Here is a 22,868-nt window from a genome sequence, read left to right as displayed (position 1 = left end):
ATAGACCGTAACAGATTCCGGCTATTACTGCCGCAACAGAGAAAACTTTTCGCGAAACGCCGAAGCATAACGCACACCGACCGGCGCGGCGCGGAGATCGGCCCGGCAAGTTTCCGACCGATCGCGCGAGACCGCTACCGAGGAGCGATAATTGGGCTCTACCGGGCCAGCAACCCCTCTTGACGACCCAGCAAACATTTCAGGTTCGCCAGCAAACTCGCCGCGCGGCAACGCTTTCCGGGGCGGCATTCCGGTCGCTCAGGCGCGCTGAATCGACCGGAATGCCGCGGCTACCCGACGAACGCGGGTTATCGCTCGAGTCCGCGACGGACGGGCCTCAGGCGGCCGAGGTGACGCGGTAGACGTCGTAGACGCCCTCCACGTTGCGCACCACGTTCAGCAAGTGGCCCAGGTGCTTCGGATCGCCCATCTCGAAAGTGAACTTGCTGATCGCCACCCGGTCGCCGTGCGTGGCCACCGAGGCGGACAGAATGTTGACCTTCTCGTCGGCGAGCACCTTGGTGACATCCGACAGCAACCGGGTGCGGTCCAGCGCCTCGATCTGGATGGCGACCAGGAAGACCGACGAGGGCGAGGGCGCCCACTCGACATCGATGATCCGCTCGGCCTGCTCGCGCAGCGAACCGGCGTTGGTGCAGTCGGTCCGGTGCACGCTCACCGCGCCGCCCCGGGTCACGAAGCCCATGATCTCGTCGCCGGGGACCGGCGTGCAGCACTTGGCCAGCTTGGCCACGGTGCCCGGCGCGCCGGGGATCAGCACGCCCGCGTCGCCCGTGACGCGCTGACGGCTCGGCGTGGTGGACGGCGTCGAGCGCTCGGCGAGCTCGTTCTCCACGTCGCCGATACCGCCGAGCTGGGCCATGAGCCGCTGCACGACATGGTGCGCGGAGACCTGGTGCTCGCCGACGGCGGTGTAGAGGGTGGAGATGTCGGTGTAGTGCAGCTCGTGCGCGACCGCGGTCATGGCGTCGACGCTCATCAGCCGCTGCAGCGGCAGTCCGACGCGGCGGACCTCCTTGGAGATCTGCTCCTTGCCGCTCTCCAGCGCCTCCTCGCGGCGTTCCTTGGCGAACCACTGCCGGATCTTGGCCTTGGCGCGCGGCGAGACCACGAAGTTCTGCCAGTCCCTGCTGGGACCGGCGTTCTGCGCCTTGGAGGTGAAAACCTCGACCACTTCACCGTTTTCGAGCTGACGCTCCAGCGCGACGAGACGTCCGTTGACGCGCGCGCCGATGCAGCGGTGGCCGACCTCGGTGTGCACGGCGTACGCGAAATCGACCGGAGTCGACTTCTGCGGCAACGTGATCACGTCACCCTTCGGGGTGAACACGAAGATCTCGGGCGACTTCAGGTCGAAGCGCAGCGACTCCAGGAACTCCGCGGGGTCGGCGGCCTCGCGCTGCCAGTCGAGCAGCTGGCGCATCCAGGCCATGTCGTCGACTTCGGCGGCGTCACCGGAGTGCTTGCCGCGGGTCTCCTTGTAGCGCCAGTGCGCGGCGATGCCGAACTCCGCGGTGCGGTGCATGTCCTGGGTGCGGATCTGCACCTCGAGCGGCTTGCCGTCCGGACCGACCACGGTGGTGTGCAGCGACTGGTAGACGCCGTAGCGCGGCTGAGCGATGTAGTCCTTGAACCGGCCCGCCATCGGCTGCCACAGCGAGTGCACCACGCCGACCGCCGCGTAGCAGTCGCGGACCTCGTCGCACAGGATGCGGATGCCGACCAGGTCGTGGATGTCGTCGAAGTCCTTACCCTTGACGATCATCTTCTGGTAGATCGACCAGTAGTGCTTGGGCCTGCCCTCGACGATCGCGTTGATGCGCGAGGCGGCCAGCGTGTTGACGATCTCCGCGCGCACCTTCGCCAGGTAGGTGTCGCGGGAGGGCGCGCGGTCGGCGACGAGACGGACGATCTCGTCGTACTTCTTGGGGTGCAGGATCGCGAACGCGAGGTCCTCGAGCTCCCACTTCACGGTCGCCATGCCGAGGCGGTGGGCCAGCGGCGCGATGACCTCGAGCGTCTCCTTGGCCTTCTTCGCCTGCTTCTCCGGCGGCAGGAAGCGCATGGTGCGCATGTTGTGCAGGCGGTCGGCCACCTTGATCACCAGCACGCGCGGGTCGCGCGCCATGGCGATGATCATCTTGCGGATGGTTTCGGCCTCGGCGGCCGCGCCGAGATTGACCTTGTCCAGTTTGGTGACGCCGTCCACCAGATGCGCGACCTCGGCGCCGAAGTCCGCGGTCAGCTGCTCGAGCGAGTAGCCGGTGTCCTCCACCGTGTCGTGCAGCAGCGCCGCGACCAGCGTGGTCGTGTCCATACCGAGCTCGGCGAGGATGTTGGCGACGGCCAACGGGTGGGTGATGTAGGGATCACCCGACTTGCGGAACTGGTGCGCGTGGCGTTCGTCGGCGACGTCGAATGCCCGCTGCAGCAGGGTCAGATTCGCCTTCGGGTACAGCTCGCGGTGCACCGTCGCGAGCGGTTCGAGCACCGGCTTGACGGCGGCGATGCCGCGCTGACCGGTCATCCGGCGGGCCAGCCGCGCACGCACCCGCCGTGAGGCGGAGGTGGGGACCGCGGCGGTGCCGGGCTGGCGCTGCGCCGGTTCGGCCGCACGCTGCGTCGTTCCGGACGGACGCTGGGCCCGATCGGGCTGCCGCTGGGGCACATCGTTGGGCGTCGGCCGGGCGGGCTGCGGGCTCGCGGGGGCGGCCGCCGCACCGTTCGACTGCGGGGCAGATGCCGCCGATTGCTCGACATTCGCCTCGCCCAGATGCTGAGTCATGCCACCACCTCTCCACGCCGCGGTCGGACCACCCTATCCGACCGCTGCAACCGCCCAGACCACAACTTTAGTCCCCGGCCAGGCACACCGTCGGATCCGCAGCTGCCGAGACCGGAAGCTGTCCGGTTTCCAGCCCCGCGACCGGACTTCTCGAGGCGATCACGGGAGCCCCACGGAGGATTCCTCCGAACCGAACTTCACCGAGGCAGAACGGATTTGCCACCGTCATTCGGGAGGGTAGAACGGCGTAGCGGCGACCCGCGCTACCACTCGCGGGCGGCAGCCGGACGGGCCGGCATGGAACCGCCGTCCAGGCCGCGCGGGACCGGGACGCCGAGCAGATCCAGCGCGGTGGGGGTGATGTCGACGAGGGCGTAGTGCGCGTCGGTCACGCCGGGGGCGAAGGCGGGTCCGCGCGCGATGACGAAGGTGGCGGTCTCGTCGCGGGTCTGTCCGCCGTGGCCGCCCTTCGGGAGGTGGCCGTGGTCGGTCGTGACCAGCACGGTCCAGCGCTCGCCGTGGCGCGCGTCCGCGGCCGCGACGATCCGGCCGACCTCGCGATCCGCCCGGATGGTCGCGTCCAGGAAGGCCTTGGACGCCGCCCCGTGCCGGTGACCGGCGAAGTCGATCTGGTCGAGGTGGACGAAAAGGAAGTCGGGGGCGTCCCCGGTGAGCTCGGCGATCGCCGCGTCGGCGGTGGCGGCGTCGGTCTTCGCCTCGTCCGGGTCGTCCGGTACCGGCTCGGTGACCCGGATCCGGCTCGCGCGCGGCGTTCCGCTGCCCGCGATGGTCGCGATCTTCGACCACGTCGCGACGGCGGCTGTGCGGCGTCCCGCGCGCTCCAACAGGGTGAACACCGTGGGGTACCGGTCGAAGGGGGCTGCGTCGAAGTCGTTGTGGGTGACGCCGTGCTTGCGGTCCCACACGCCGGTGAGGGCGGTCGCCCAGGACGGGCCGGACAGGCTGATGTGCGGCACGAGCGAGGTTTGGGAGAGGGTGCCCGCGGCGACCAGCCGCAGCAGGTTCGGCGCGCGGGCCTCGCGGAGCTTGGCATACATCGCGCCGTCGAGGCCGATGACGAGAACCTTGGTGCGACCGGGGGCGGCGGTGGCGGTGACCGCGCCCGGGACCAGGGCGGCCGCCATGACGGCCGTGGCCCGCAACAGCGACCGTCTTCGCATACCGTGACGATGACGGCCCGCAGACCGGTCCCACCAGCCTTTCCCCGGTCTGTTCATCGAGCTTTCATCGCCCGACTCGGCGCCGGTCGCCTCCCTGAACTCCGGCCGAACGCCGCGCGACCGGCGGGTGCCCGGCCGTGTCGATCGCTCGCTCCCCGCCGCAGTTCGCCCTGGCGGCGCTCACCGAGATCGGCGGCGCGTGGCTGGTGTGGCAGGTCCGCTACGGAAACTGTTCAGGCGGCCCGAAGTAGGGCGACAGCCGTGCGCAGAGCTGGTCGAGACCGGCATCGTCCAGGATCGGGGCGCCCGCCCACTCGTCCGCGCCGAACCAGGGAATCTCATCCGGCGTCCCCGTCGGCCTGGCGAAGACGTGCTGGTGGAAATGCGCCCAGGTGCGGCCGGTGATCGCGGAGAAGACGTGCTCCGGCGCCAGCTCGTGGCGCAGCGCACGCGCGGCGCGCGCCACCGCCCAGCCGACGGCCCTGCTCTCGTCGTCGCCGAGGTCGGCGACGCCCGCGGTGTGGCGTCGAGTCTCCACGAACAGGTAACCGGGCAAGCGCCCCTTGCTCAGCGGCCGGTGGGTGACCACGACCAGCTCGTCGGCGAAGAGGAGCGGCCCGACCAACGGTCCTTCGCCCCGGTGTTTCGCACAGATGCCGCATGGAGTCCCCACCGGGCCACCGTACGGCAGACAATCCGTTGCGGCCCAGGTTTATTCGGCCCAGGAGGGTTCGTCCGAGGTGAAGGCCCAGACGGCGGCGGGGCGGCCGGTGGGTTTGGTGCGGCGGCGTTCGGTGGTGCGTTCCAGGCCGGGGAGGGCGGCCAGGGTCCGGTTGAGGTTGGCCGGGTCCGGGCGCAGGCCGAGCAGCGAGGTGCTCAGCTCGACGGCTCTGGTGGCGGGGAATTCGGCGCCGAGCATCGCGCGGGTGAACACGGCGTCTTTCCAGAGCAGCCGGGCCAGCACGGCGCGGGAGTCCTCGACGATGCGGTTGTGGTCGAACGCCAGGGTGGGCGTCGCGTCGAAGGAGACCCACTGGGCCGGGCCTTCGTGCGGGGCGACCACCGCCCACATGGCGATGGACAGGGTCGGGCCGCGCGGGTCGCGGTGCGGTTCGTCGAAGGTGACGAGCTGGCCGACGGCGCCGATCGCCGCGTCGGGGACACCGAGCTTGGTGTGCACCGCGCGGCGGGCGGCCGCGGCGAGGCGCTCGCCACGGCCGAGCAGCACGCCGGGCAGCGCGAGTTCGCCGGTGAACGGTTCGTGGCCGCGCGGCGCGATTCCGATCGTGACCCCGGCGTCCTCGGGCCAGAACCGGAGCGTCACCACGTCGACCGACACAACGGATTGCTCCACGCCGAACCATCCTGCCCTCCCCCGGTCGCCCCGTGCGCGCCCGGCCCGGCCGCGCCTTTCAGGCGGCGACCTCCGCCCGCCACCCGGTGCGATCGGCCCGGCTCGGACCGTCCGCGCTGAGAACGACCGGCGCGCCGAGCGTCCGCTCGAACCAGGACAGCCGATCCTCGGGCAACTCGGTGAGTATCGGCTCGGCGGTGGCGAGCAACTCGGTGAGCCGCCGCTGGTGTTCGAGATCGCGCCACGGACCGAGCGGCAGGTCGCGGACGATTCCCGCACTGGTTCGGTAATCCGTTGCGGCGAAGCCGGTTCCGATTGCATCCAGGTGGTTGACCACGAGCCCGTCGACACCACCGCAGGCCGCGACGGCGTAGCGCAGCAGCACCGCGTCGAGATGACCGAGGCGGAACGCACCCTGGTACTCGCCGAAGCCGTTGTGCGGCTCGGGAATCGCGAGCCCCGGGTCCTCCGTCGGCAGCGGGCCCGCACCGTGCCTGGTCTGGTAGGTGCGCGTGACGCCGATGGTGTACCCCGCGTGACCGATCGCCGCCAGCATGGCGCGGGCGTTGCGCGGCTCGACGGTGGACCAGGTGGTGTGCGGGTGAAATCCGCGCCACTCGTCGAGCAGCACGCCCTGCGCGCCCTCGAAGACGAGGCGGCCGCGCCGGGCCGCCGCCGCCAGGTACCGTCCGTCCACGATCCGCACCGCGGCCGCGAACTCCCGGTACATGTCGACCAAGTCGTCGATCGGCTCGTAGCGGTGCGCGCTCGCCGCGATCAACGGACCGTAGTGCGCGGCCAACGCGCGCAGCTTGGCGCGCAACACCGCGGGGTTGCGGCAGTCGGCCACCGTCGGCGCGTCGTGTTCGAGGGCGTACCAGGCGGTCTCGCCGATCCCCCGGCCGCAGGACCCGTGCCGCGCCGCACCTCGGGCGTCTTCGCGAGCCCGGTTGGCAGCGATGTGGATCGGCGTCGTCAGCAGTGCGCGGCCGTCGATACGCAACAGCGCCAACGGATCCCGCACGCCCGACGCCAGCAGCCGCCGCGCCTCCCCCGCCAACGCGATCGGTTCGACGAGCATGTGCTCGGAGAGCAGGGTCGGCACGCCGGCGAACGTGCCGGACCCGAACTGCGCGAACGTGTGGTGCCGCCCGTCGGCGATCACGTTGTGCGCGGCCTGCGCGCCGCCGTTGAAGCGCACGACCACGGACACGTCCAGACCCGCCTCGGGCGAGCACAGCCAGTCCACCGTCGCCCCCTTCCCCACGTCACCGAAGCCGAGGTCGACGACGATCAGATGCGAGCCGTTCATGCTGTCCCGCCTTCCCTTTCACGAACACCGAGCGCGCCGCGCCGACCCCGCGACGGTGCGGCGCACCCACTCAGCGCGACCCACCCGGCAGCGCCCGCACGGCCGGACGCGCGTGCGCGCCCAGCGCCTTGCCCACCGAATCCACCTCCGCCGCCGATCCGACGTCGCGCAGATCCGCCAGACCCGTGTCGATGTCGACCCGTCCCTCCGCGAGCCCGACGGTGAGCGCGATGAGTTCGCACACCGCGGCCGGATCGTCGAGCTTCAGGAAGTTCTGGCCGAGCAGCCCGCGCCAGTGCTCCGCGATCTCGGGATCGTCGTAGTAGCTGGACTGGTTCGGCAGGACGTAGTGCACGTGCCACTTCTCGGCCAGCTCGCGATAGATCGAGTCGACCGCGATATCGCTGCGCACGTGATCGCCGATCACCGCGCGGATGTGCCGCGAGGCGAGCCTCGGCTTGTTCAGCTCGTCGCCGATGAGGAACAGGTAGCCGCGCTTGCGCCGCTTCTCCCACGCGTCGGTGACGACGTGGGTGGCCATGAAGTAGGCCGCCAGTTCGTAACTTTCGGACTTCTGGCCGCCACCGCCGCCCTCGAGCAGGATGTCGCGCAACTGCTGGTCCATCCGGTTGTCGGATTCGAACTGGCCGATCTGCAGCGGCGCCCGGTCGGTGTCCGCGTCGCCGACCGCGCCGAACAAAATCTGCGGATCGTCGGCGTACTTCTTGCGCTGGAGCAGTCCGTGCAGCTTGCCGAGTTTGTCCTGCATGATGATCGGCACCTGCCCCATCGAGCCGGTCACGTCGAACAACACCGCGATGGGCAGCGAGTTGCCGTGCTCGGCGGAGTCCCGGCATTCGCGCGCGCCGACCCCCAGCGGGTCGAGCGACGGATGCGCCCGCCAGCTCGTGTACGGCCGCTCCCGCATCTCGGCGGTGTAGCCGAAGTCGTCGATCCCCCGGCTGGCGCGATAGGTCTTGGCCGCCCGGTAGGCGGTGTCGTCCCAGTGTCCGTATCCCATGTCGCCACTCCTCTCGTGTGCGTAGTTTTAGTGTAAGTGACTAAAACTCGAGCGGTCAAGGGACCTGACCGAACGAAGGCGCATCGGGTTGTTAATACCCAAGGCACACACCGCGATTCAGGCTTAGGCGGCACGTCGCCTATTGCATGCCATAGCGACGCTGGCCGTTCACCCTCCGGATGGACGATCGCGGAACGGGAAATTCGGACTCGCCGGACGCGCGGTGCGGAGCTCCCCGGAAGTGCGGTCTGAATCAGGGGCAAACCGCCGAGGCCGGTGCTCGCTAGGCGGTGCGCGTCATGGGGGGAGCCGACAGGGTCGTCGGCTGCCAGGCTGCGGCATAGGGGCAAGTGTGCCGCAACGCATTTCAGGGAGTGGAGCACCGATGGGGAGACGAGAGAAGCCGATCGATATCCGGTCGGGCCCGATCGCCGCGTTCGCGGGCGATCTGCGCAAGTTGCGGGCCGCGGCGGGCAATCCGTCCTACCGGCAACTGGCCAGCGTGGCCCTCTACTCCCCTTCCGTCTTGTCGGACGCCGCGGGCGGCCACCGGCTGCCGACGCTGCCGGTGGCGCTGGCGTTCGTCCGCGCCTGCGGCGGCGACCCCGGGGAGTGGGAGCGCCGCTGGCGCGAGGCGCGCGGAGACGGCGCGCCCACCGAGCCGCTGCCGATCGTGGTGGACGAGACGGCCGACGCGGGACCGCCGCGTCCGGTCCAGCTGCCCATCGGACCGGACGATTTCGTCGGCCGGGTCGCCGAATTCGACGGCACGCGCGCGGCGACGGCGGGCATCGCCGACTCGCGAGTCCCGGTGGTGGTGCGCGGGCCGGTCGGCGTCGGCAAGACCGCGTTCGCGCTGCGGTTCGCGCACCGGCTCGCCGAACAGTTCCCCGACGGGCAGCTGTTCGCCGACATGGCCGCCATCCGCGGCGACGACGCCGCGCCCCTGGAGGTGATGGCCGGTTTCCTGCGCGCGCTCGGCGTGCCGCCCGACCAGGTACCCGCCGACGACATGCACCGGATCGGGCTCTACCGCTCGATGCTCGCCGAGCGCCGGGTCATCGTGCTGCTCGACAACGTCCGCGACGAACCGCAGGTGCGCCCGCTGCTGGCGCGCTCGCTCAACAGCCAGATCGTGGTGACCAGCCGCTCACGGCTGCTCGGCCTGGACGGGGTACGCCGCGTCACTCTCGGCCCCCTCCCCCGCGCCGAGTCGGTCGACCTGCTGCGGCTGCTCATCGGCGGCGACCGGGTCGGAGCCGAACCGGCCGCGGCGAGCAGCATCGCCGAGTTCTGCGGACACCTGCCCCTGGCGCTCACCATCGCGGGTCGCAAGATCGCCGCGCAGCCGGGGCGCCGCCTGTCGGAGATCGCCGCGCGCCTCGCCGAGGGCGTGAACGTGTCGAACTGGCTGCGCATCGGTGACGTGAGCCTGGCCGACGCGGTACTGCCCGCCTACCTGTCGCGTCCGCCGTTGGCCAAGCACGTGCTGCACATGCTCGCGGGCGGGGCCGACGAGGTCACGCCCGCGACACTGGCACGGACCTTGCACATCTCGATCGAATCGGCCGAGTATGCGATGGACAGTCTCATCGACGGCGGTCTGCTGCACCGGGTCTCGGAGCCCGACCGCTATGTGATGTCGCCGCTGATCGGTCAGGTCGTCGCGCAGGAGGCGGACCGGTTCGCGCTGCGCCGCGGCGCCGACGAACTGGACGCCGACCCGCTACGCGCGGCGATCGGTTTCGACAGCGGATTCGGGCGCTGAGCCGAACATGTTGTCCGGCATTGACGTTCGTTTGTCCGCGGTGGTTCCCGGCAGCGCCGATCCGGCCGATTCCGGGGTTAGGTTCGTCGAGTTCGACCAGATCAGGACAACAACTCAGAAGGAGCCGACGTGGCGGACGAGATCCAGCAGAGCCGGGCGAACGCGTTTCGAAACCTGCACGTGGCAGGCACATTCGTGCTGCCCAACGCATGGGACCCGATCAGCGCCGCGGTGATCGCGCAGGCGGGCGCCCAGGTGATCGCCACCACCAGCGCGGCCGTGGCCTGGGCGCTGGGCCGCACCGACGGCCAGCGGATGACGCGGGAGGAGGCCGTCGCCCAGGTGGCCCGCATCGTCGCGGCCGTCGACGTGCCGGTCACCGCCGACGTGGAGGGTGGCTACGGTCCCGCGCCGGAGGACGTCGCGGCCACCGTCGCCGCCGTTGTCGGCGTCGGCGCGGTCGGCGTCAACGTGGAGGACTCCACCGCGCCGGTCGGGCCGCTGTTCGACCGCGCGGCACAGCGCGACCGGTTGCGCGCCGCCCGCACCGCGGCCACCGAGGCCGGCCTGCCCGAACTGGTGATCAACGCGCGCACCGACGTCTACCTGTTCGGAATCGGCGCGCCCGAGGACCGCTTCGACGAGGTGCTGGCCAGGGCGGTGGAGTATGCCGAAGCCGGCGCGGACAGCCTGTTCGTCCCCGGCCTGCTCGACCTGCCGACGCTCACCGATCTCGCGGGCAAATCGCCGATTCCGCTGAACGTGATGACCGGGCCGGGCGCGCCGAGCGTGCCGGACCTGGCCGCCGCGGGAGTGCGCCGGGTCAGCCTCGGACCGGCGCTGGCCCAGGCCGCCTACGCGCGGGCCGCGGCCGCCGCCCGCGAACTGCTCGACACCGGCACCTACACCGAACTCGCGGACGCGCTGGACTTCGGCGCGGTCGAAGCGCTGCTGCGCTGAGCTGACGAGCGCTGCTGCGCTGAGCCGACGAAGCGCGGCCGCGCCGACCTCTCCAAGCGCTGCCACGCCGAGTAGTCCAAGCACTGCCCGCACCTCTGCCGCCCCGGCGACCAAGGACTCACGATGAACGCAATCGAAACCGACTCTCGCACTGGCGTTTTCGCCGCGCTGCGCCAGACCCCGCGCCCGGTCGTCTACCTGCTCATCGGCGTGCTGGTGAACCAGCTCGGCGCCTTCGTGCAGACCTTCCTGGTGCTCTACCTGACGCATCGCGAATTCAGCATCGGCCAAGCCGGTCTCACGCTCACCGCCTACAGCGCGGGCGCGGTGTTCGGGACCATGCTCGGCGGCGAGCTGACCCACCGGCTCGGCCCGCGCTCGACCATCATCGCCGCGATGACCGGATCCTCCATCCTGCTCGCGGTGATCCCGCTGCTCGCGACGCCGGGCATGTTCGCGGTGCTGCTCGCGGCGGTCGGCGCGGCCGGCTTGGTCACCCAGTCCTATCGACCGGCGGCGGCGCTGATGCTCGGCGATCTGATGCCGGAAGAGCATCGGGTGATGGGCTTTTCGATGATGCGCATCGCGCTCAACGCGGGCGCGGCGCTGGCGCCGCTGATCGCCGCGGCGGTGATCCTGATCGACTGGAATCTGCTGCTGTGGCTGGACGCCGCCTCCGCCCTCACCTACGCGGTGCTGGCGCTGCTGCTCCTGCCCAACGTGACGGCGGTGCAGGACGCGCCGGAACCGGCGACCGAGCGGCGCACCGGCTACGGCGTGATCCTGCGCGACCGGCGCTACCAGCTGTTCCTGGCTTCGGTGCTGATCGGCTCGATCATCTACGTGCAGTACACCGTCGCACTGCCGCTGAACATCACCGCCGATGGTCACTCCACGGGCCTGTACAGCGCGGTGCTCGTCACGGCCTCGGTGGTGCTGATCCTGTGCGAGCTGAAGATCACCTCTTACGTCAAGCATCTGCGGGCGCCGCTGGTCGGCGCGGTGGGCACCGCGATCATGGGGCTCGGCGTGGCCGGATACGCCTTCGCCGAGCACGGCGCCGCGCCGATCCTGCTGGCCACCGTGGTGTTCGTGCTCGGCGTGATGATCAACGGCCCCACCATGTTCGCCTACCCGTCGACCTTCCCCGCGGCGGTGAAGGCTCGCTACATCGGCACCCATCAAGCCACCTTCGGCCTCGGCATGGCGCTGGGCCCCACGCTGGGCGTGCTGGCGTGGGATCGCCTCGGCGCGGGGATCTGGCCGCTGTGCGGTGTGCTCGGGCTCGTCGCGGCCTGGTGCGCGTACGCGGGGATGCGGGCGGACGACACAGCGGCTACGGACGGCTAGCCTCGTATCCGCACGTCCCCCGAGAACCGCTGCCGAACAGGCACTTTCGCACGAGACGAAGGCATCCATGAACCTGACATCCCATCTTCCCTCCGGTCGGCGCGCGCACGTCGAGGGCAGGCTGCGCGGCAATCTCATCGCGTGGCTGACCACGGTCCGCCCGGACGGCAGGCCCGACAGTGTGCCGGTGTGGTTCCTGCTGCGCGAGGACGAGACGGTCCTCGTCTACAGCCAGCCCGGCAAGCGGAAGCTGCGCAATGTGGCCGCCAATCCGCACGTGAGCCTCGGTCTCGACGTCACCGACATCGGCCGCGACATCGTGCGCCTGGAGGGCACCGCCGAGCTCGCGCCCGATGCGCTGCCCGCGGACCGGGAACCCGGGTACGCGGCCAAGTACGCCGAACGCATCGGCGCGATGTTCGGCACCCCGGCGGAGTTCGCCGCGCTGTTCTCCGCCGCCCTGGTCATCACGCCGCAGCGGCTGCACAGCAGCGGCTCGGTCAGCGCGCTCGACTAGCGGCGAATCATCCTCCGGCACAAACGAAAAGGCGGTGGCGTTCGAAACGCCACCGCCTTCGTCGTGTCCGGTCAGTCCATCTCGACCGCGAACAGATCCAGTTGCAGCAGCTGCGAGACGGCCACGTCCCTGGTCCGGTTCGACCAGCCGGACTGCACCTTCTGGAACCACAGCGGGATCGCGGGCATGTCCTGGAGGATCTGGCGCTCGGCCTGCTGGTACAGCACCCAGCCCTCGCGCTCGGCCGGCGCGGCGTCCGCGGCGGCGAGCAGGGCGTCGACCGCGGGGCTGGAGTATCCGGTGCCGTTCACCGCGGCGCCGGTGCGGAAGATCGGGTTGAGGAAGTTCTCGATGGACGGGTAGTCGGCGACCCAGCCGGAGCGGAAGATCGTCGACATGCGGCGGTCGTTGATCAGCGTCCGGAATTCGCCGAACGTCGGCACGGGCGCGTACCGACATTCGCGGCCGAGTGCCTTGCCGATCGTCGCGCAGGCCGCGTCCATCCACACTTGGTTGGCCGAGTCGTCGTTGGAGGTCAGTTCGATCGGCCCTTGAAAGCCGGTCGATTCGAACAACTCGCGCGCTCGCTCGGGGCGGTACTCGCACAGTTCCCCGCACTGCCCGGCGACGTATCCCGGCACCGTGGACGGCACCAGTCCGTCGGCCAGGATCTTGTCCCCGTCGAAGGCCGTGTCCACCACGTACTTCCGGTCGATCGCCATCGAGATCGCCTGTCGCAGGCGCGGGTCCGCGTACCGGGGGTCGTAGAGCGGGAAGGAGACGGACTGGACGCCGAGGTAGGTGTGCGACAGGTTCCGCCCGGACAATTCGGTCTTGTACCGGCCACCCGCCAGCGCGTCGGCGGGGACGAAGTCGAGATAGTCCAGTTCGTTCGCCACCACGTCGGCGTAGGCGTCCTCGAGGGCCTTGTAGAACCGGAACTCCACGCCCTCGATGTGCGGCTTGCGCGTGCCGCCGTAGGCCTCGTACCGGTGCACGACGATGTTCTCGCCGGGGGTGTGCGAGACGAAACGGAAGGGGCCGTTGCCGACGGGTTCGGCCTCGAACGCGGCCCGGTCGGCGAAGAAGCTGCTCGGCAGCGGGAAGAACGCCGCGTAGCCGAGCTGGGTCGGGAACGCCGAGAACGGCGCCGAGAGGGTGACCTCGAAGCGGCGATCGTCGAGGATCCGCAGACCCGAGAACCCGGTCGCCGCACCATCCCGCAGCGCCTCGTAGCCCTGGATGTGCGACAGGTACGTGGCGCCTTGCAGTTCGTTCGGCCCGTAGGCGGTGTAGTTCCAGGCGTCCACGAAACTCTGTGCGGTGACCGCTGTTCCGTCGTGGAAGGTCCAGCCCGGAGCGAGGGTGACGGTGTAGACACGCGAGTCGGCGGTGACGATGGATTCGGCCACCGCGTTGCGGGGTTCGGCGGTGACGGTGTCGTATTCGACGAGACCGGTGAACAACGCGTTCACGATCTTGACGCTGTCGCGTTCGGTGGCATCGCCCGGGATCAGCGGGTTCTCCGGCTCGGTCCCGTTGTAGCTCAGAATATCTCGATCCGAGGAGTCCGCGGCGGGCTCGCCGCCGCAGGCGACGGTGAGCAACGCGGCGGACGCGACGGCGGTGATCCCCGCGGCGATGCGGAGCGCTAGTGATCTGGTCGAGGTGCTCATCTGGCCAGCTCAGCAGAGCGCGAAATTGATCGGCAGTGCTGTGCCGCAGAAACATTCAATCGACTGTCAGGCGCGATAGACCGGCCGGACGGCCCCGCTGTCGACAGGTTGTCGTGCGGATCGGCGCGCGGGTTTCGGTCAACTCGCGCAGCGCATTCACTGGGTCGGAGCAACTGATACCCATCGAGACTCAGGTGGAAATGTGAGCGATCACGAAGTCGACGTCCTGGCCATCGGCGCCGGACCCGCCAACCTCGCGCTGGCTGTCGCGCTCGAGGAATCCGACGCGCCGCGGCTGGCCCAGCGGACCCTGCTGCTCGAGCAGCACCCCGACGTGAAATGGCAGCGCAACCTGTTGCTTCCGTGGGCGCGCAGCCAGGTGTCGTTCCTCAAAGACCTGGTGACACTGCGCAATCCGCGCAGCCGGTTCTCCTTCCTCAACTTCCTGTACGAGCGCAAGCGCCTGGACGAGTTCGTCAACCTGTCCACCTTCAACCCCTACCGCTGGGAGCTGTCGGACTACCAGCAGTGGGTCGCGCATTCGCTGGAGCGGGTCTCGGTGCGCTACGACGCCCGCGTCACCAGGATCGCGCCGCGGCGCACCAGCGACGGCAGGCTCGTCGGCTGGACCGTCACCCTCGCCGACGGTGACACCGTCGACTGCCGGGACTTGGTCGTCGGCACCGGCCGCGACGCGCACATCCCCGAGGTCTTCGAAAACTTGCCCCAGGATCGGGTGATTCACAGCACCCAGTACTGCACCCGGGTCGCGCAGCTGCCGACCGACCGGCCGATCCGCCCGGTCGTGATCGGCGGCGCGCAGAGCGCCGCGGAGATGTTCATGGCGCTGCACACCGATCTGCCGCTCAGCGCGCCGACCATCGTCATGCGGTCCATCGGCCTGCAGAACTACCAGACGAGCAAGTTCGTCAACGAGCTGTTCTTCCCGTCCTTCGTCGACGAGTTCTACCACTCCGAGGCCGACGTGCGCGGCCGCATCCTCGACGAGGTGCACCTGACCAACTACGCCGGCCTGGCCCCGCCCTTCCTCGACGAGCTCTACGCCATGCTCTACCAGCAGCGCATGCTCGGCCAGGAGCGCTCGACGGTCCGCTCGATGACCGAGGTGGCCGGCGCCAGGATGGACGGCGACGAGGTGGTGCTCGAGCTGCGCGACCGCAAGAACGGCAAGGTCGAACCGCTGCGCTGCGACGTGGTGCTGCTCGGCACCGGGTACGAGCAGACGATGCCCGCGCTGGTCCGTGATCTCGCGGACGAACTCGGGCTCGACGAGGTCTCGGTGAGCCGCCGCTACCGCCTCGATCTCGGCGAATCCGCCTGGGGCGCGGTGTATCTGCAGGGCGTCAACGAACAGACGCACGGCATCTCCGACACCCTGATCAGCGTGCTCGCGCACCGCTCGCAGGACATCGTCGACGACATGCTCGACCGCCGCCACGTCACCGCGGGCGCCTTCCCGGAAAGCCGCACGGCATGATCGAGATCCGCAGCCTGAACCGGGAGGGCCTGACCGAGGCCTACGGCGTCGCCTCCGAGCGTCTGCTGCCCTGGCCCGCGCTCAACGCGCCGTTCGAGGGGGCGTGGTGCGTGCTGCGTCCCGGCGACGTCTCCACCGCGCACGCCCACCACGAGTACGAACTGTTCATCGCGATGACCGGTCGCGCCGTCCTCGAGGTGGACGGCGAGCGGCGCGAATTCGTGGCGGGCGACCTGGCCCACCTGCTCCCCGGCACCACCCATCACGTCCGCAACGTCGGCGACGCCGATTTCGAGTGGTACGCGATCTGGTGGGACACCGACATGTCGGCCGAATTCGTGCGCAGGCATTCGACCGAGTCGCCGATCAAGGCGAGCAACGCTGTGCCGCAGGAAGTTTCGGTGTCATCGTGAACGGCCCCACCGTCGTCATCTCCCCCGCGCCGACCGCCAACGGCGACCTGCACCTCGGCCATATCGCGGGTCCGTTCCTCGCCGCCGACGTCTACACCCGCTACGCCCGCGCGACGGGCGGGCAGGTGCTGTTCGGCACCGGCGTGCAGGACACCTCCACCTATGTCACCACCACCGCGCACCGGCTCGGCATCGAGCCGCAGGCGCTCGTCGAGCGCTCGGCCAAGGAGGTCGAGGCGACGCTGGCGGCGCTCGGCATCGCCGTCGACGCCTTCACCGGATGGGAGCGGCGCTTCACTTCCTATGTCGCCAGGGTCGTCACCGAACTGCGGGCCAAAGGCGCGCTGCGGTTGCGGCCGATGCCGTTCCCGTACGCGCCGAGCACCGGCGAATACCTGGTGGACGGGCACGTCGCGGGCGGCTGCCCGGTCTGTCTCGCCGACAGCTGCGCCGGATTGTGCGAGAGCTGCGGGCACGCGGTGACCGCGGGCGAACTGCTCGATCCACGCTCGACGCGAAACCCCGAGGAGCGGTTGGAGATCCGCGAGGTCGAGGTGCTCGTCCTCCCCATGGAGGACTACCGCGAGCGGCTGCGCGCCCACTTCGCCGAGGCCGCGGGGCTGCTGCGCCCGCACGCGGCGCAGGTGGTCGCCGAGCTGCTGGACCGTCCGCTGCCGGACTTCCCGGTCACCTATCCGATCTCCTGGGGCATCCCGGCGCCGGAGCTGCCCGGGCAGGTGGTCAATCCGAACGCCGAGCCGGTCGCCTGGACGATGTACTGCTCGATGCTCGCGGCCGAGAACCGCGGCATGGAGCCGAGCTCGGAGGACGCGCTGTGGCGTCCCGAGGCCGCGGCGCGGGTCGTGTACTTCCTCGGCATCGACAACATCCACCCGTTCGGGATCTCGGGGCTGGCGATGCTGCTCGCCCTCGGCGACTACGCGCTGCCGAAACTGTTCCTCACCAACGAGTTCTACGAGCTGCGCCACGAGAAGTTCTCCACAAGCCGCGGACACCTGGTGTGGGGCCGCGACCTGGCGGCGCGGGCGCCGCGCGACCTGATCCGCTTCCACCTGGCCTGCAACAGCCCGGAATTCCAGCGCACCAGCTTCAGCCACGACGAACTGGTCGCGCTGACCAAGACCCGGCTGGTGGAGCCGTGGAACCGGGTGGCCGCCAAGGCCGACGACTGGGTGTGGCGCGGTGCGCTGCCGATCTCGGATCGGGGCCGGTCCGAGGCGCTGCGCATGGTCGAGCGGTTCGAGGTCGCCTACGAGCTGCCCGGCTTCAGCCTGAACCGGGTCGCCGAGACGCTGACCCAGCAGCTGGCCCGGCTGGACCGCGTGCCGGTCGCCGACGGTGGCGACTTCTGCCATCAGGTGGACGTACTGGTGCGTTGCGCCGCACCGTTGCTCGTCGATCTGGCCGAAGCGGCGCTTGCGGGTTCGGACATGCTGCCGGGGACCGATCCGCGCGACGTGGCGCGGCGCACCGTGATCGAACCGGTCCGGCTGCCGCGACTGCATGCGGTGCGGGGCTGACATGACCGACGTCGTCATCGCGGGCGCCGGTGTCACCGGCCTGATCGCGGCCGTGCGCTGCGCGCGGGCCGGGCACCGGGTCACGGTGGTGGATCGGGGCCCGATCCCGAACCCGGCGTCGAGTTCGTTCGATCACCACCGGGCCGTTCGGGCGCTGAGCCCCGGCGACCCCGCCGCGACCGCGGCCGCGGCGGCGCTGCACCGGCGCTGGCTGCGGTTGCAAGCGCTGCTCGGCGGCCCCTTCTACCGGCGCATCGGGGTGGTCACCGGTTGGCCGGCCGCGTCGATCGACTTCGCCGTGGCGGAGGCTCGCCGCATCGGGTTACCGGTGCGCGTCGTCGAGCCGAAGTCGCTGCCCCACATCGTGTTTCCCTCGGACCACTACGGACTGCTCGAGGCCGACGCGGGCGTGCTGCTCGCCGAACGGGTGCTGCACGCCGCCGCGCGCTGGTTGCGCGCGCAGCCCGCGGTCACGCTGCTGCCCTGGCGGCAGGTGGTCGAGGTGGACACCGACGCCGCCAGGCTCCGATTGCGCGACGGCGCCCGGATCGGTGGCGATCTGGTGCTGCTGGCGACCGGGGCGTGGACGGGCGAACTCGTCGACGTGCCGACCGTGCTGCACCGGCAGACGACCGTCTACCTGCGCCCGCCCGCCGATCTGGCCGCGTGGTGGGAGCAGGCGCCCAGCGCCGGGCGGATCGGCGCGGACGGCACCGGCTGGCTCATGCCACCCGGGGCGGGCACCTTGCTCAAGCTCAGCTCGTCCCGGCTCTGCCGCACCGTGGAGGCCGTCGGCACGGACGCCGAAAGTCTCCATGCCGCACGAGATCACGTGGATCACGTGCTGGCCGACGCGCACCGGTACCGCATCGCCGCGGTCAAGCAGTGCCACTACACCGTCGACGCCGCGACCGGCGGCGCCACCCTCGCCCGGCCGGGACCCGCGGTCTTGGCCCGCGCCGCCACCGGCGGCGACGGGTTCCGTACCGCACCGCTGGTCGCCGACCACCTCGTCGAGCTCGCGGCCGCCCGACCGGCCGCCTGATGTGGAAGGAACCACCATGACCCCCACCAACGACGTGCTGCTGGTGATCGGCAGCGGACTGCGCCTGTACCGGGAATACCTGGTGCGCTCGGTCACGGCGCGGGCGCGCTCCCGCGGCCTGGATCTCGTGCTGCTCAACAACCTCGAACCCACCTGGCAGCACGCCTATTTCGACGAGATCGTGGTCGCCAACGTCTTCGACCACCCCCTGCTGGCCGCCGAGGCGCGCAAGGTCGCCGCCCGCAGGCGGGTGGTCGGCGTGCTGTGCTGGGACGAGCCGCTGGTCCAGCCCGCTGCCGACCTGGCCGACGAGTTCGGCGTGCCCGGCCTGACGGCCACCGGTGTGCGCGGCTGCCGCGACAAGAACCGGACCCGCGCGGTGCTCACCAACGCCGGGCTCGTGCAACCCCGTTTCGAGCTCACCGGCACGCTCGAGCAGGCGCGGGCGGCCGCCGACCGCATCGGCTACCCGGTGGTGGTGAAGCCGCAGGCGCTCGGCGCCAGCATGGGCGTGGTGCTCGCCGCCGACCGCACCGAGCTCGACGCCGCCTTCGCCACCGCCACCGGCGCGAGCACCATCGGCGACGAACCGTTCCGCGGCACCGCCATCGTCGAGGAGTTCGCGGTCGGCCCGGAGATCAGCGTCGACGCCGCGGTCTACAAGGGCGAGTACCTGCCGATGTTCCTGGCGCGCAAGCGGACCGGGCTCGAGCCCTACTTCGAGGAGCTGGGCCATCTCGTCGACGCCGCCGACCCGCTGCTGGCGGACGAGGCACTGATCGGCACGCTCGCCGCCGCGCACCGCGAGCTCGGGGTGGAGAACGGCATCACGCACACCGAGGTCCGGCTGACCGCGCGCGGGCCGCTCATCATCGAGGTCAACGGCCGGCTCGGCGGCGATCTCATCCCGTTCCTCGGCAAGATCGCCACCGGCATCGACCCCGGCGAGGTGCTCGTCGACGTCGCCACCGGGCACCGGCCCGCGACCAGCCCCACCCGCAAGGCCGCGGCGGGCATCCGCTTCGGCTATCCCGAACGCGACACGCTCGTGCGCTCGGTGACGGTGCCCGAGCACGCGCCCGGTCTGGTCACCGCCGCCGCGATGGTGGAGCCCGGCGCGGAGCTGCGGCTGCCGCCCGGCGGCTACATCGCCCGCCACTCGTTCGTCGTGTGCGAGGCCGCCGACGCGCCGCGCTGCTCCGAATTGCTCAAGGCGGCAAGCGCTTCGGTCGCGCTGGTCGGAGATCCGCTGGAACCGCTCGCGCCCGGCGCCGCGTTCACCCTGCCCGCCGGACTCCTGGACGCCGACAAATGATCGACTACGACGGCCGCCGGTTCCGCAACCCGGACAGCGACGACGGGGTCGTCGCGCGCTACCACCAGCGCGGCGATCTGGTGTGGGCGTCCTTCGCGGGCGGCAAGGTGCGCCGCGGCGCGCTCAACGGCCTGTGCGACGCCGACGGCGTGCTGCACCTGGCTTACACCATGGTGCTGCACGGCGGCGACATCGTCTCGGGCTTCACCCGTTCGGAACCGGAGCCCTCCGACGGCGGACCGCTGCGGCTGCGCGAGGAATGGGAACGCTACGGGCCCAACGCGAGCAGCGGGATCTCCTACCTGGAGGAGATCCGATGAACCGGCTGCTGCACCGGTTCGGCGTGCGATCGTGGGACGGGTCCGCCGGTGCGGATCTCGACGGCATCGACCCGCGGCGGCAGCTGCCATCGCCGGGCACCGGAGCCGACCGTCGGTGGGCGGCGATCGGGCGTGGCACGCCCGACCTCGCATCCGCCGCCGGAAGCGGTGGCGCGACCTCGGCGGAGGTGGTCCGATGATCGCGAGCCTGGACCGCCTGGACGCCGGGACGGTGCGCTACCCCGGCGACGACGGCTTCGAAGCGGTGAGCGCCCCGTTCAACAAGCGCTACGCCGACATTCGGCCGAGCGCGGTGCTGTCGGTCCGCGACGCCACCGATGTCGCGCGCGCCATCCGCTGGGCGCGCGAGGAAGACGTGCCGCTGGTGGCGCGCGGCGGCGGGCACAGCTACGCGGGCCATTCCGTCGGCACCGGGCTGGTGCTCGACCTGCGCGGCCTCGGCGAGGTGCGGGTCGATCCGGCGAACGGTCTGGTCACCGTGGGCGGCGGCGCGACCAACGGCGCGGTGTACGCCGCGCTGCAAGAGCACGAACTCGCCGTCCCGCTCGGCAATTCGAATCAGGTCGGCATCGGCGGGCTGGTGCTCGGCGGCGGCGTGGCCGCGGTGTCGCGCGCGTTCGGGCTCACCGCGGACGCGCTGGTGGCGACCGACATCGTGCTCGCCGATGGCAGCACGCTGCGCTGCGACGCCCACGAGAACGCGGACCTGTTCTGGGCCTGTCGCGGCGGCGGCGGCGGAAATCTCGGGGTGAACACGTCGTTCACGTTCCAGGCTCGCGACACGGTGCCCAGCTCGACCTGCCTGCTGCTGTGGGAGTGGCGCGACGCCCGGCGGGTGCTTGCGATCATGCAGGAGATCATGGCGGCCGCGCCCGACGAATTCGCGGCACGCATCGGCGCGAGCCGCGCGGGCGACGATCCCGGCGTCGTCTCCGTGATCGGCCAGCACCTCGGTCCCGCGACGGAATTGCGGGAGCTGCTCGCACCCGCGCTCGCGGCCGCGACGCCGCGCCGGGTCGACATCGCCGACCGAGACTACTGGCAGGCCAAGGACTTCCTGCACCACGAGACCTCCGGCGACCCGTTCGCGGTGCGCACCCGATGCACGCCGAAACCGTTGACCGAGGCCGGAATCGACGTCGTCGTCGATGCCGTCGATCGCTGGCCGGGCAGCGCCAACCCCGACGGCGCGGGCGTCGCGCTGTTCACCTGGGGCGGCGCGATCAACCGAATCCCCATCGGCGACACCGCTTTCCCGCACCGCGACACCCTGTTCCTCGTCTCCATGGACACCTCGTGGAGCACGACCGACTCGGCGCGCACGATGTGGTGCAACCTCGAATGGCTCGACGGCCTCTACGCGGAGCTGGGCGGTTACGCCACCGACGCCGCCTACGTCAACTTCACCGACCCCGCCCTCACCGACCTGTCCGCCTACTACGGACCCAACCACGCCCGCCTGGCGCGGGTGAAGCACCGGTACGACCCGGACGGCTTCTTCCGCTTCCCCCAGGCGATCGCCGCACTCAGCAAGGAGACCCAGGGATGACCCTCGTCGACGAACCACCCACCACCTCGCTCGGCGCGGGCGCCGAGATCCTGGCCCGCGCCCAGGCGCTGGCGCCCCAAATGCGCGAGCGCGCCGAGGAGATCGAGGCCGCCCGCCGCCTGCCCGCCGACATCGTCGAGCTGCTGCGCGACGCGGGCGTCTTCCGCATGGCGTTCGCCCGCGACTGGGGCGGGCCCGAGCTCACCTCGATCGAGCAGACCGAGGTGGTCGAGGCGCTGGCCTACGGTGACGCCTCGGTCGGCTGGTGCGCCATGATCGGCTCCGACACCGGCCTCTACGCTCGCTTCCTCGACGAGCCGGTCGCCAAGGAGATGTTCCCGAGCCTGGACATGGTGACCGCGGGTCTGCTGTTCCCGACCGGCCGCGCCGAGCGCGTGCCAGGCGGGTTCCGGCTCAGCGGACGCTGGCAGTTCGGCAGCGGCATCACGCACGCCGACTGGGTGGTCTCCGGCGCGTTCGTCGTGCGCGACGGCGAACCCGAGCGCGACGCGTCGGGTGCACCGGATTCGCGGCTGTTCATGGTGCCGCGCGCGCAGGTGGAGGTCATCGACACCTGGCACACCACGGGGCTCGCGGGCAGCGGCAGCTGCGACTACCGCATCGCCGAGGTGTTCGTGCCCGACGAGCACACGCTCGAATTCGCTTCCGTGCGGCACGGTTTCGGCCCGCTGGGCCAGCCCGAGGTGCACATGCGCAACATGCCCGCCGTGCCGTTGGGCGTGGCGCGGGCCGCGCTGGATTTCGCGCGCGCCGAATCCGCCGCCAAGTCCGACGACTACCGCGTCCAGGTGACCATCGCCGAATGCGAGGCCGAGCTGCACGCCGCCCGCTCCGGCGTCTACGCGGCGCTGCGCCGCCAGTGGGAGATTCTCGAGGCCGGCGGCACACTCGACGAACTCACCCCGACCGAACGCACCGCGCTTCCCCTCTCGCGCCTGCACGCGTTCCGCACCGCCCGCACCATCGTCGGCCGCCTCTACGACTTGCGCCAGACGGCCGCCATCTACCGGCCCTCGCCGCTGGACCGCTGGCTGCGCGACACCAACACCATGTGCCAGCACATCGTCGCCCAGGACCGCATCCTCCAGTCCGCGGGCGCGTATCTGATGGGCGGCACGCCCTCGTTCAAGCTCTGCCTCGGTGTGGTGAGCTGAGCGACCGGGCCGCCATTTTTCTCCGTCGAAAGGGAGAGATGGTGGC

Annotated in this window: 20 protein-coding genes; 13 read left to right on the top strand and 7 right to left on the bottom strand. The window is 70.7% G+C overall.

The window, feature by feature from the left end:
- Positions 1-337: 337 nt before the first annotated feature.
- The 6 genes from FB390_RS17050 to FB390_RS17025 form a co-directional block, all read right to left on the bottom strand.
- Entirely contained in the window at positions 338-2,806 is a 2,469-nt protein-coding gene (locus FB390_RS17050; protein ID WP_141809817.1) for a RelA/SpoT family protein, read from the bottom strand.
- A gap of 263 nt (positions 2,807-3,069) precedes the next feature.
- Positions 3,070-3,987, bottom strand: coding sequence for an alkaline phosphatase family protein (locus tag FB390_RS17045; protein ID WP_141809816.1), 918 nt, complete (start codon positions 3,985-3,987; stop codon positions 3,070-3,072).
- 220 nt (positions 3,988-4,207) lie between these two features.
- Positions 4,208-4,612 carry an HIT family protein gene (locus tag FB390_RS17040; RefSeq protein WP_141809815.1) on the bottom strand — a complete coding sequence of 135 codons (405 nt, stop codon included), beginning with the start codon at positions 4,610-4,612 and terminating at the stop codon, positions 4,208-4,210.
- An 87-nt stretch (positions 4,613-4,699) separates the two neighbouring features.
- Positions 4,700-5,341, bottom strand: a complete 642-nt coding sequence (locus FB390_RS17035) for an NUDIX hydrolase (protein WP_141809814.1) — start codon at positions 5,339-5,341, stop codon at positions 4,700-4,702.
- A gap of 58 nt (positions 5,342-5,399) precedes the next feature.
- Positions 5,400-6,653 carry an adenylosuccinate synthetase gene (locus FB390_RS17030; protein ID WP_141809813.1) on the bottom strand — a complete coding sequence of 418 codons (1,254 nt, stop codon included), beginning with the start codon at positions 6,651-6,653 and terminating at the stop codon, positions 5,400-5,402.
- A gap of 70 nt (positions 6,654-6,723) precedes the next feature.
- Positions 6,724-7,674, bottom strand: a complete 951-nt coding sequence (locus FB390_RS17025; protein WP_141809812.1) for a hypothetical protein — start codon at positions 7,672-7,674, stop codon at positions 6,724-6,726.
- Positions 7,675-8,059: 385 nt separating this feature from the next.
- Here FB390_RS17025 and FB390_RS17020 point away from each other — a divergent pair, with 385 nt between their 5' ends.
- From FB390_RS17020 to FB390_RS17005, 4 genes are all read left to right on the top strand, one after another.
- Complete coding sequence (locus tag FB390_RS17020) at positions 8,060-9,442, top strand: XRE family transcriptional regulator (RefSeq protein WP_141809811.1); 1,383 nt, start codon at positions 8,060-8,062, stop codon at positions 9,440-9,442.
- Between the two features lie 129 nt (positions 9,443-9,571).
- Positions 9,572-10,402 (top strand): isocitrate lyase/PEP mutase family protein, encoded by an 831-nt coding sequence (locus tag FB390_RS17015; protein ID WP_141809810.1) that lies wholly within the window; start codon positions 9,572-9,574, stop codon positions 10,400-10,402.
- 123 nt (positions 10,403-10,525) lie between these two features.
- Positions 10,526-11,752 (top strand): MFS transporter, encoded by a 1,227-nt coding sequence (locus FB390_RS17010; RefSeq protein WP_141809809.1) that lies wholly within the window; start codon positions 10,526-10,528, stop codon positions 11,750-11,752.
- 67 nt (positions 11,753-11,819) lie between these two features.
- On the top strand, positions 11,820-12,269 hold the full coding sequence (locus FB390_RS17005) for a TIGR03667 family PPOX class F420-dependent oxidoreductase (RefSeq protein ID WP_141809808.1): 450 nt from the start codon (positions 11,820-11,822) through the stop codon (positions 12,267-12,269).
- A gap of 71 nt (positions 12,270-12,340) precedes the next feature.
- Here the strand turns inward: FB390_RS17005 and FB390_RS17000 are convergent, their stop codons facing one another.
- Positions 12,341-13,945, bottom strand: coding sequence for a peptide ABC transporter substrate-binding protein (locus FB390_RS17000; protein WP_141809807.1), 1,605 nt, complete (start codon positions 13,943-13,945; stop codon positions 12,341-12,343).
- A 202-nt stretch (positions 13,946-14,147) separates the two neighbouring features.
- Between FB390_RS17000 and FB390_RS16995 the strand changes: the two genes are divergently transcribed.
- From FB390_RS16995 to FB390_RS16955, 9 genes are read left to right on the top strand one after another with little or no spacing between them, the layout of a single operon-like run.
- A complete protein-coding gene (locus FB390_RS16995; RefSeq protein WP_141809806.1) occupies positions 14,148-15,443 on the top strand; it encodes a lysine N(6)-hydroxylase/L-ornithine N(5)-oxygenase family protein in 1,296 nt (431 codons plus the stop codon).
- Positions 15,440-15,856 (top strand): cupin domain-containing protein, encoded by a 417-nt coding sequence (locus FB390_RS16990; RefSeq protein WP_221639284.1) that lies wholly within the window; start codon positions 15,440-15,442, stop codon positions 15,854-15,856. The genes FB390_RS16995 and FB390_RS16990 overlap by 4 nt, the downstream gene beginning before the upstream one ends.
- Positions 15,853-17,397, top strand: a complete 1,545-nt coding sequence (locus FB390_RS16985) for a class I tRNA ligase family protein (RefSeq protein WP_141809805.1) — start codon at positions 15,853-15,855, stop codon at positions 17,395-17,397. The genes FB390_RS16990 and FB390_RS16985 overlap by 4 nt, the downstream gene beginning before the upstream one ends.
- A gap of 1 nt (position 17,398) precedes the next feature.
- Positions 17,399-18,442 carry an NAD(P)/FAD-dependent oxidoreductase gene (locus FB390_RS16980; RefSeq protein ID WP_141809804.1) on the top strand — a complete coding sequence of 348 codons (1,044 nt, stop codon included), beginning with the start codon at positions 17,399-17,401 and terminating at the stop codon, positions 18,440-18,442.
- Positions 18,443-18,458: 16 nt separating this feature from the next.
- On the top strand, positions 18,459-19,757 hold the full coding sequence (locus tag FB390_RS16975; protein ID WP_141809803.1) for an ATP-grasp domain-containing protein: 1,299 nt from the start codon (positions 18,459-18,461) through the stop codon (positions 19,755-19,757).
- Positions 19,754-20,077: an avidin-fold protein gene (locus FB390_RS16970; RefSeq protein ID WP_141809802.1), complete on the top strand. Its 324-nt coding sequence runs from the start codon at positions 19,754-19,756 to the stop codon at positions 20,075-20,077. The genes FB390_RS16975 and FB390_RS16970 overlap by 4 nt, the downstream gene beginning before the upstream one ends.
- Positions 20,074-20,277, top strand: a complete 204-nt coding sequence (locus tag FB390_RS16965; protein ID WP_141809801.1) for a hypothetical protein — start codon at positions 20,074-20,076, stop codon at positions 20,275-20,277. Before FB390_RS16970 ends, FB390_RS16965 begins: the two co-directional genes overlap by 4 nt.
- Positions 20,274-21,647 carry an FAD-binding oxidoreductase gene (locus FB390_RS16960; RefSeq protein WP_141809800.1) on the top strand — a complete coding sequence of 458 codons (1,374 nt, stop codon included), beginning with the start codon at positions 20,274-20,276 and terminating at the stop codon, positions 21,645-21,647. Before FB390_RS16965 ends, FB390_RS16960 begins: the two co-directional genes overlap by 4 nt.
- Positions 21,644-22,822: an acyl-CoA dehydrogenase family protein gene (locus FB390_RS16955; RefSeq protein ID WP_141809799.1), complete on the top strand. Its 1,179-nt coding sequence runs from the start codon at positions 21,644-21,646 to the stop codon at positions 22,820-22,822. The genes FB390_RS16960 and FB390_RS16955 overlap by 4 nt, the downstream gene beginning before the upstream one ends.
- Positions 22,823-22,868: the final 46 nt, after the last annotated feature.

Source organism: Nocardia bhagyanarayanae (genome assembly GCF_006716565.1).
In the GTDB taxonomy this organism is placed as follows: Bacteria; Actinomycetota; Actinomycetes; order Mycobacteriales; family Mycobacteriaceae; genus Nocardia; species Nocardia bhagyanarayanae.
This window is presented reverse-complemented; position numbering and strand designations above follow the sequence as displayed.

What these genes read in the sequence shown, in the direction of transcription:
- FB390_RS17050 (WP_141809817.1), bottom strand. Translation starts at nt 2,806, where the DNA reads ATGACTCAGCATCTGGGCGAGGCGAATGTCGAGCAATCGGCGGCATCT.
- FB390_RS17045 (WP_141809816.1), bottom strand. Translation starts at nt 3,987, where the DNA reads ATGCGAAGACGGTCGCTGTTGCGGGCCACGGCCGTCATGGCGGCCGCC.
- FB390_RS17030 (WP_141809813.1), bottom strand. Translation starts at nt 6,653, where the DNA reads ATGAACGGCTCGCATCTGATCGTCGTCGACCTCGGCTTCGGTGACGTG.
- FB390_RS17025 (WP_141809812.1), bottom strand. Translation starts at nt 7,674, where the DNA reads ATGGGATACGGACACTGGGACGACACCGCCTACCGGGCGGCCAAGACC.
- FB390_RS17020 (WP_141809811.1), top strand. Translation starts at nt 8,060, where the DNA reads ATGGGGAGACGAGAGAAGCCGATCGATATCCGGTCGGGCCCGATCGCC.
- FB390_RS17010 (WP_141809809.1), top strand. Translation starts at nt 10,526, where the DNA reads ATGAACGCAATCGAAACCGACTCTCGCACTGGCGTTTTCGCCGCGCTG.
- FB390_RS17005 (WP_141809808.1), top strand. Translation starts at nt 11,820, where the DNA reads ATGAACCTGACATCCCATCTTCCCTCCGGTCGGCGCGCGCACGTCGAG.
- FB390_RS17000 (WP_141809807.1), bottom strand. Translation starts at nt 13,945, where the DNA reads ATGAGCACCTCGACCAGATCACTAGCGCTCCGCATCGCCGCGGGGATC.
- FB390_RS16990 (WP_221639284.1), top strand. Translation starts at nt 15,440, where the DNA reads ATGATCGAGATCCGCAGCCTGAACCGGGAGGGCCTGACCGAGGCCTAC.
- FB390_RS16980 (WP_141809804.1), top strand. Translation starts at nt 17,399, where the DNA reads ATGACCGACGTCGTCATCGCGGGCGCCGGTGTCACCGGCCTGATCGCG.
- FB390_RS16975 (WP_141809803.1), top strand. Translation starts at nt 18,459, where the DNA reads ATGACCCCCACCAACGACGTGCTGCTGGTGATCGGCAGCGGACTGCGC.
- FB390_RS16970 (WP_141809802.1), top strand. Translation starts at nt 19,754, where the DNA reads ATGATCGACTACGACGGCCGCCGGTTCCGCAACCCGGACAGCGACGAC.
- FB390_RS16965 (WP_141809801.1), top strand. Translation starts at nt 20,074, where the DNA reads ATGAACCGGCTGCTGCACCGGTTCGGCGTGCGATCGTGGGACGGGTCC.
- FB390_RS16960 (WP_141809800.1), top strand. Translation starts at nt 20,274, where the DNA reads ATGATCGCGAGCCTGGACCGCCTGGACGCCGGGACGGTGCGCTACCCC.
- FB390_RS16955 (WP_141809799.1), top strand. Translation starts at nt 21,644, where the DNA reads ATGACCCTCGTCGACGAACCACCCACCACCTCGCTCGGCGCGGGCGCC.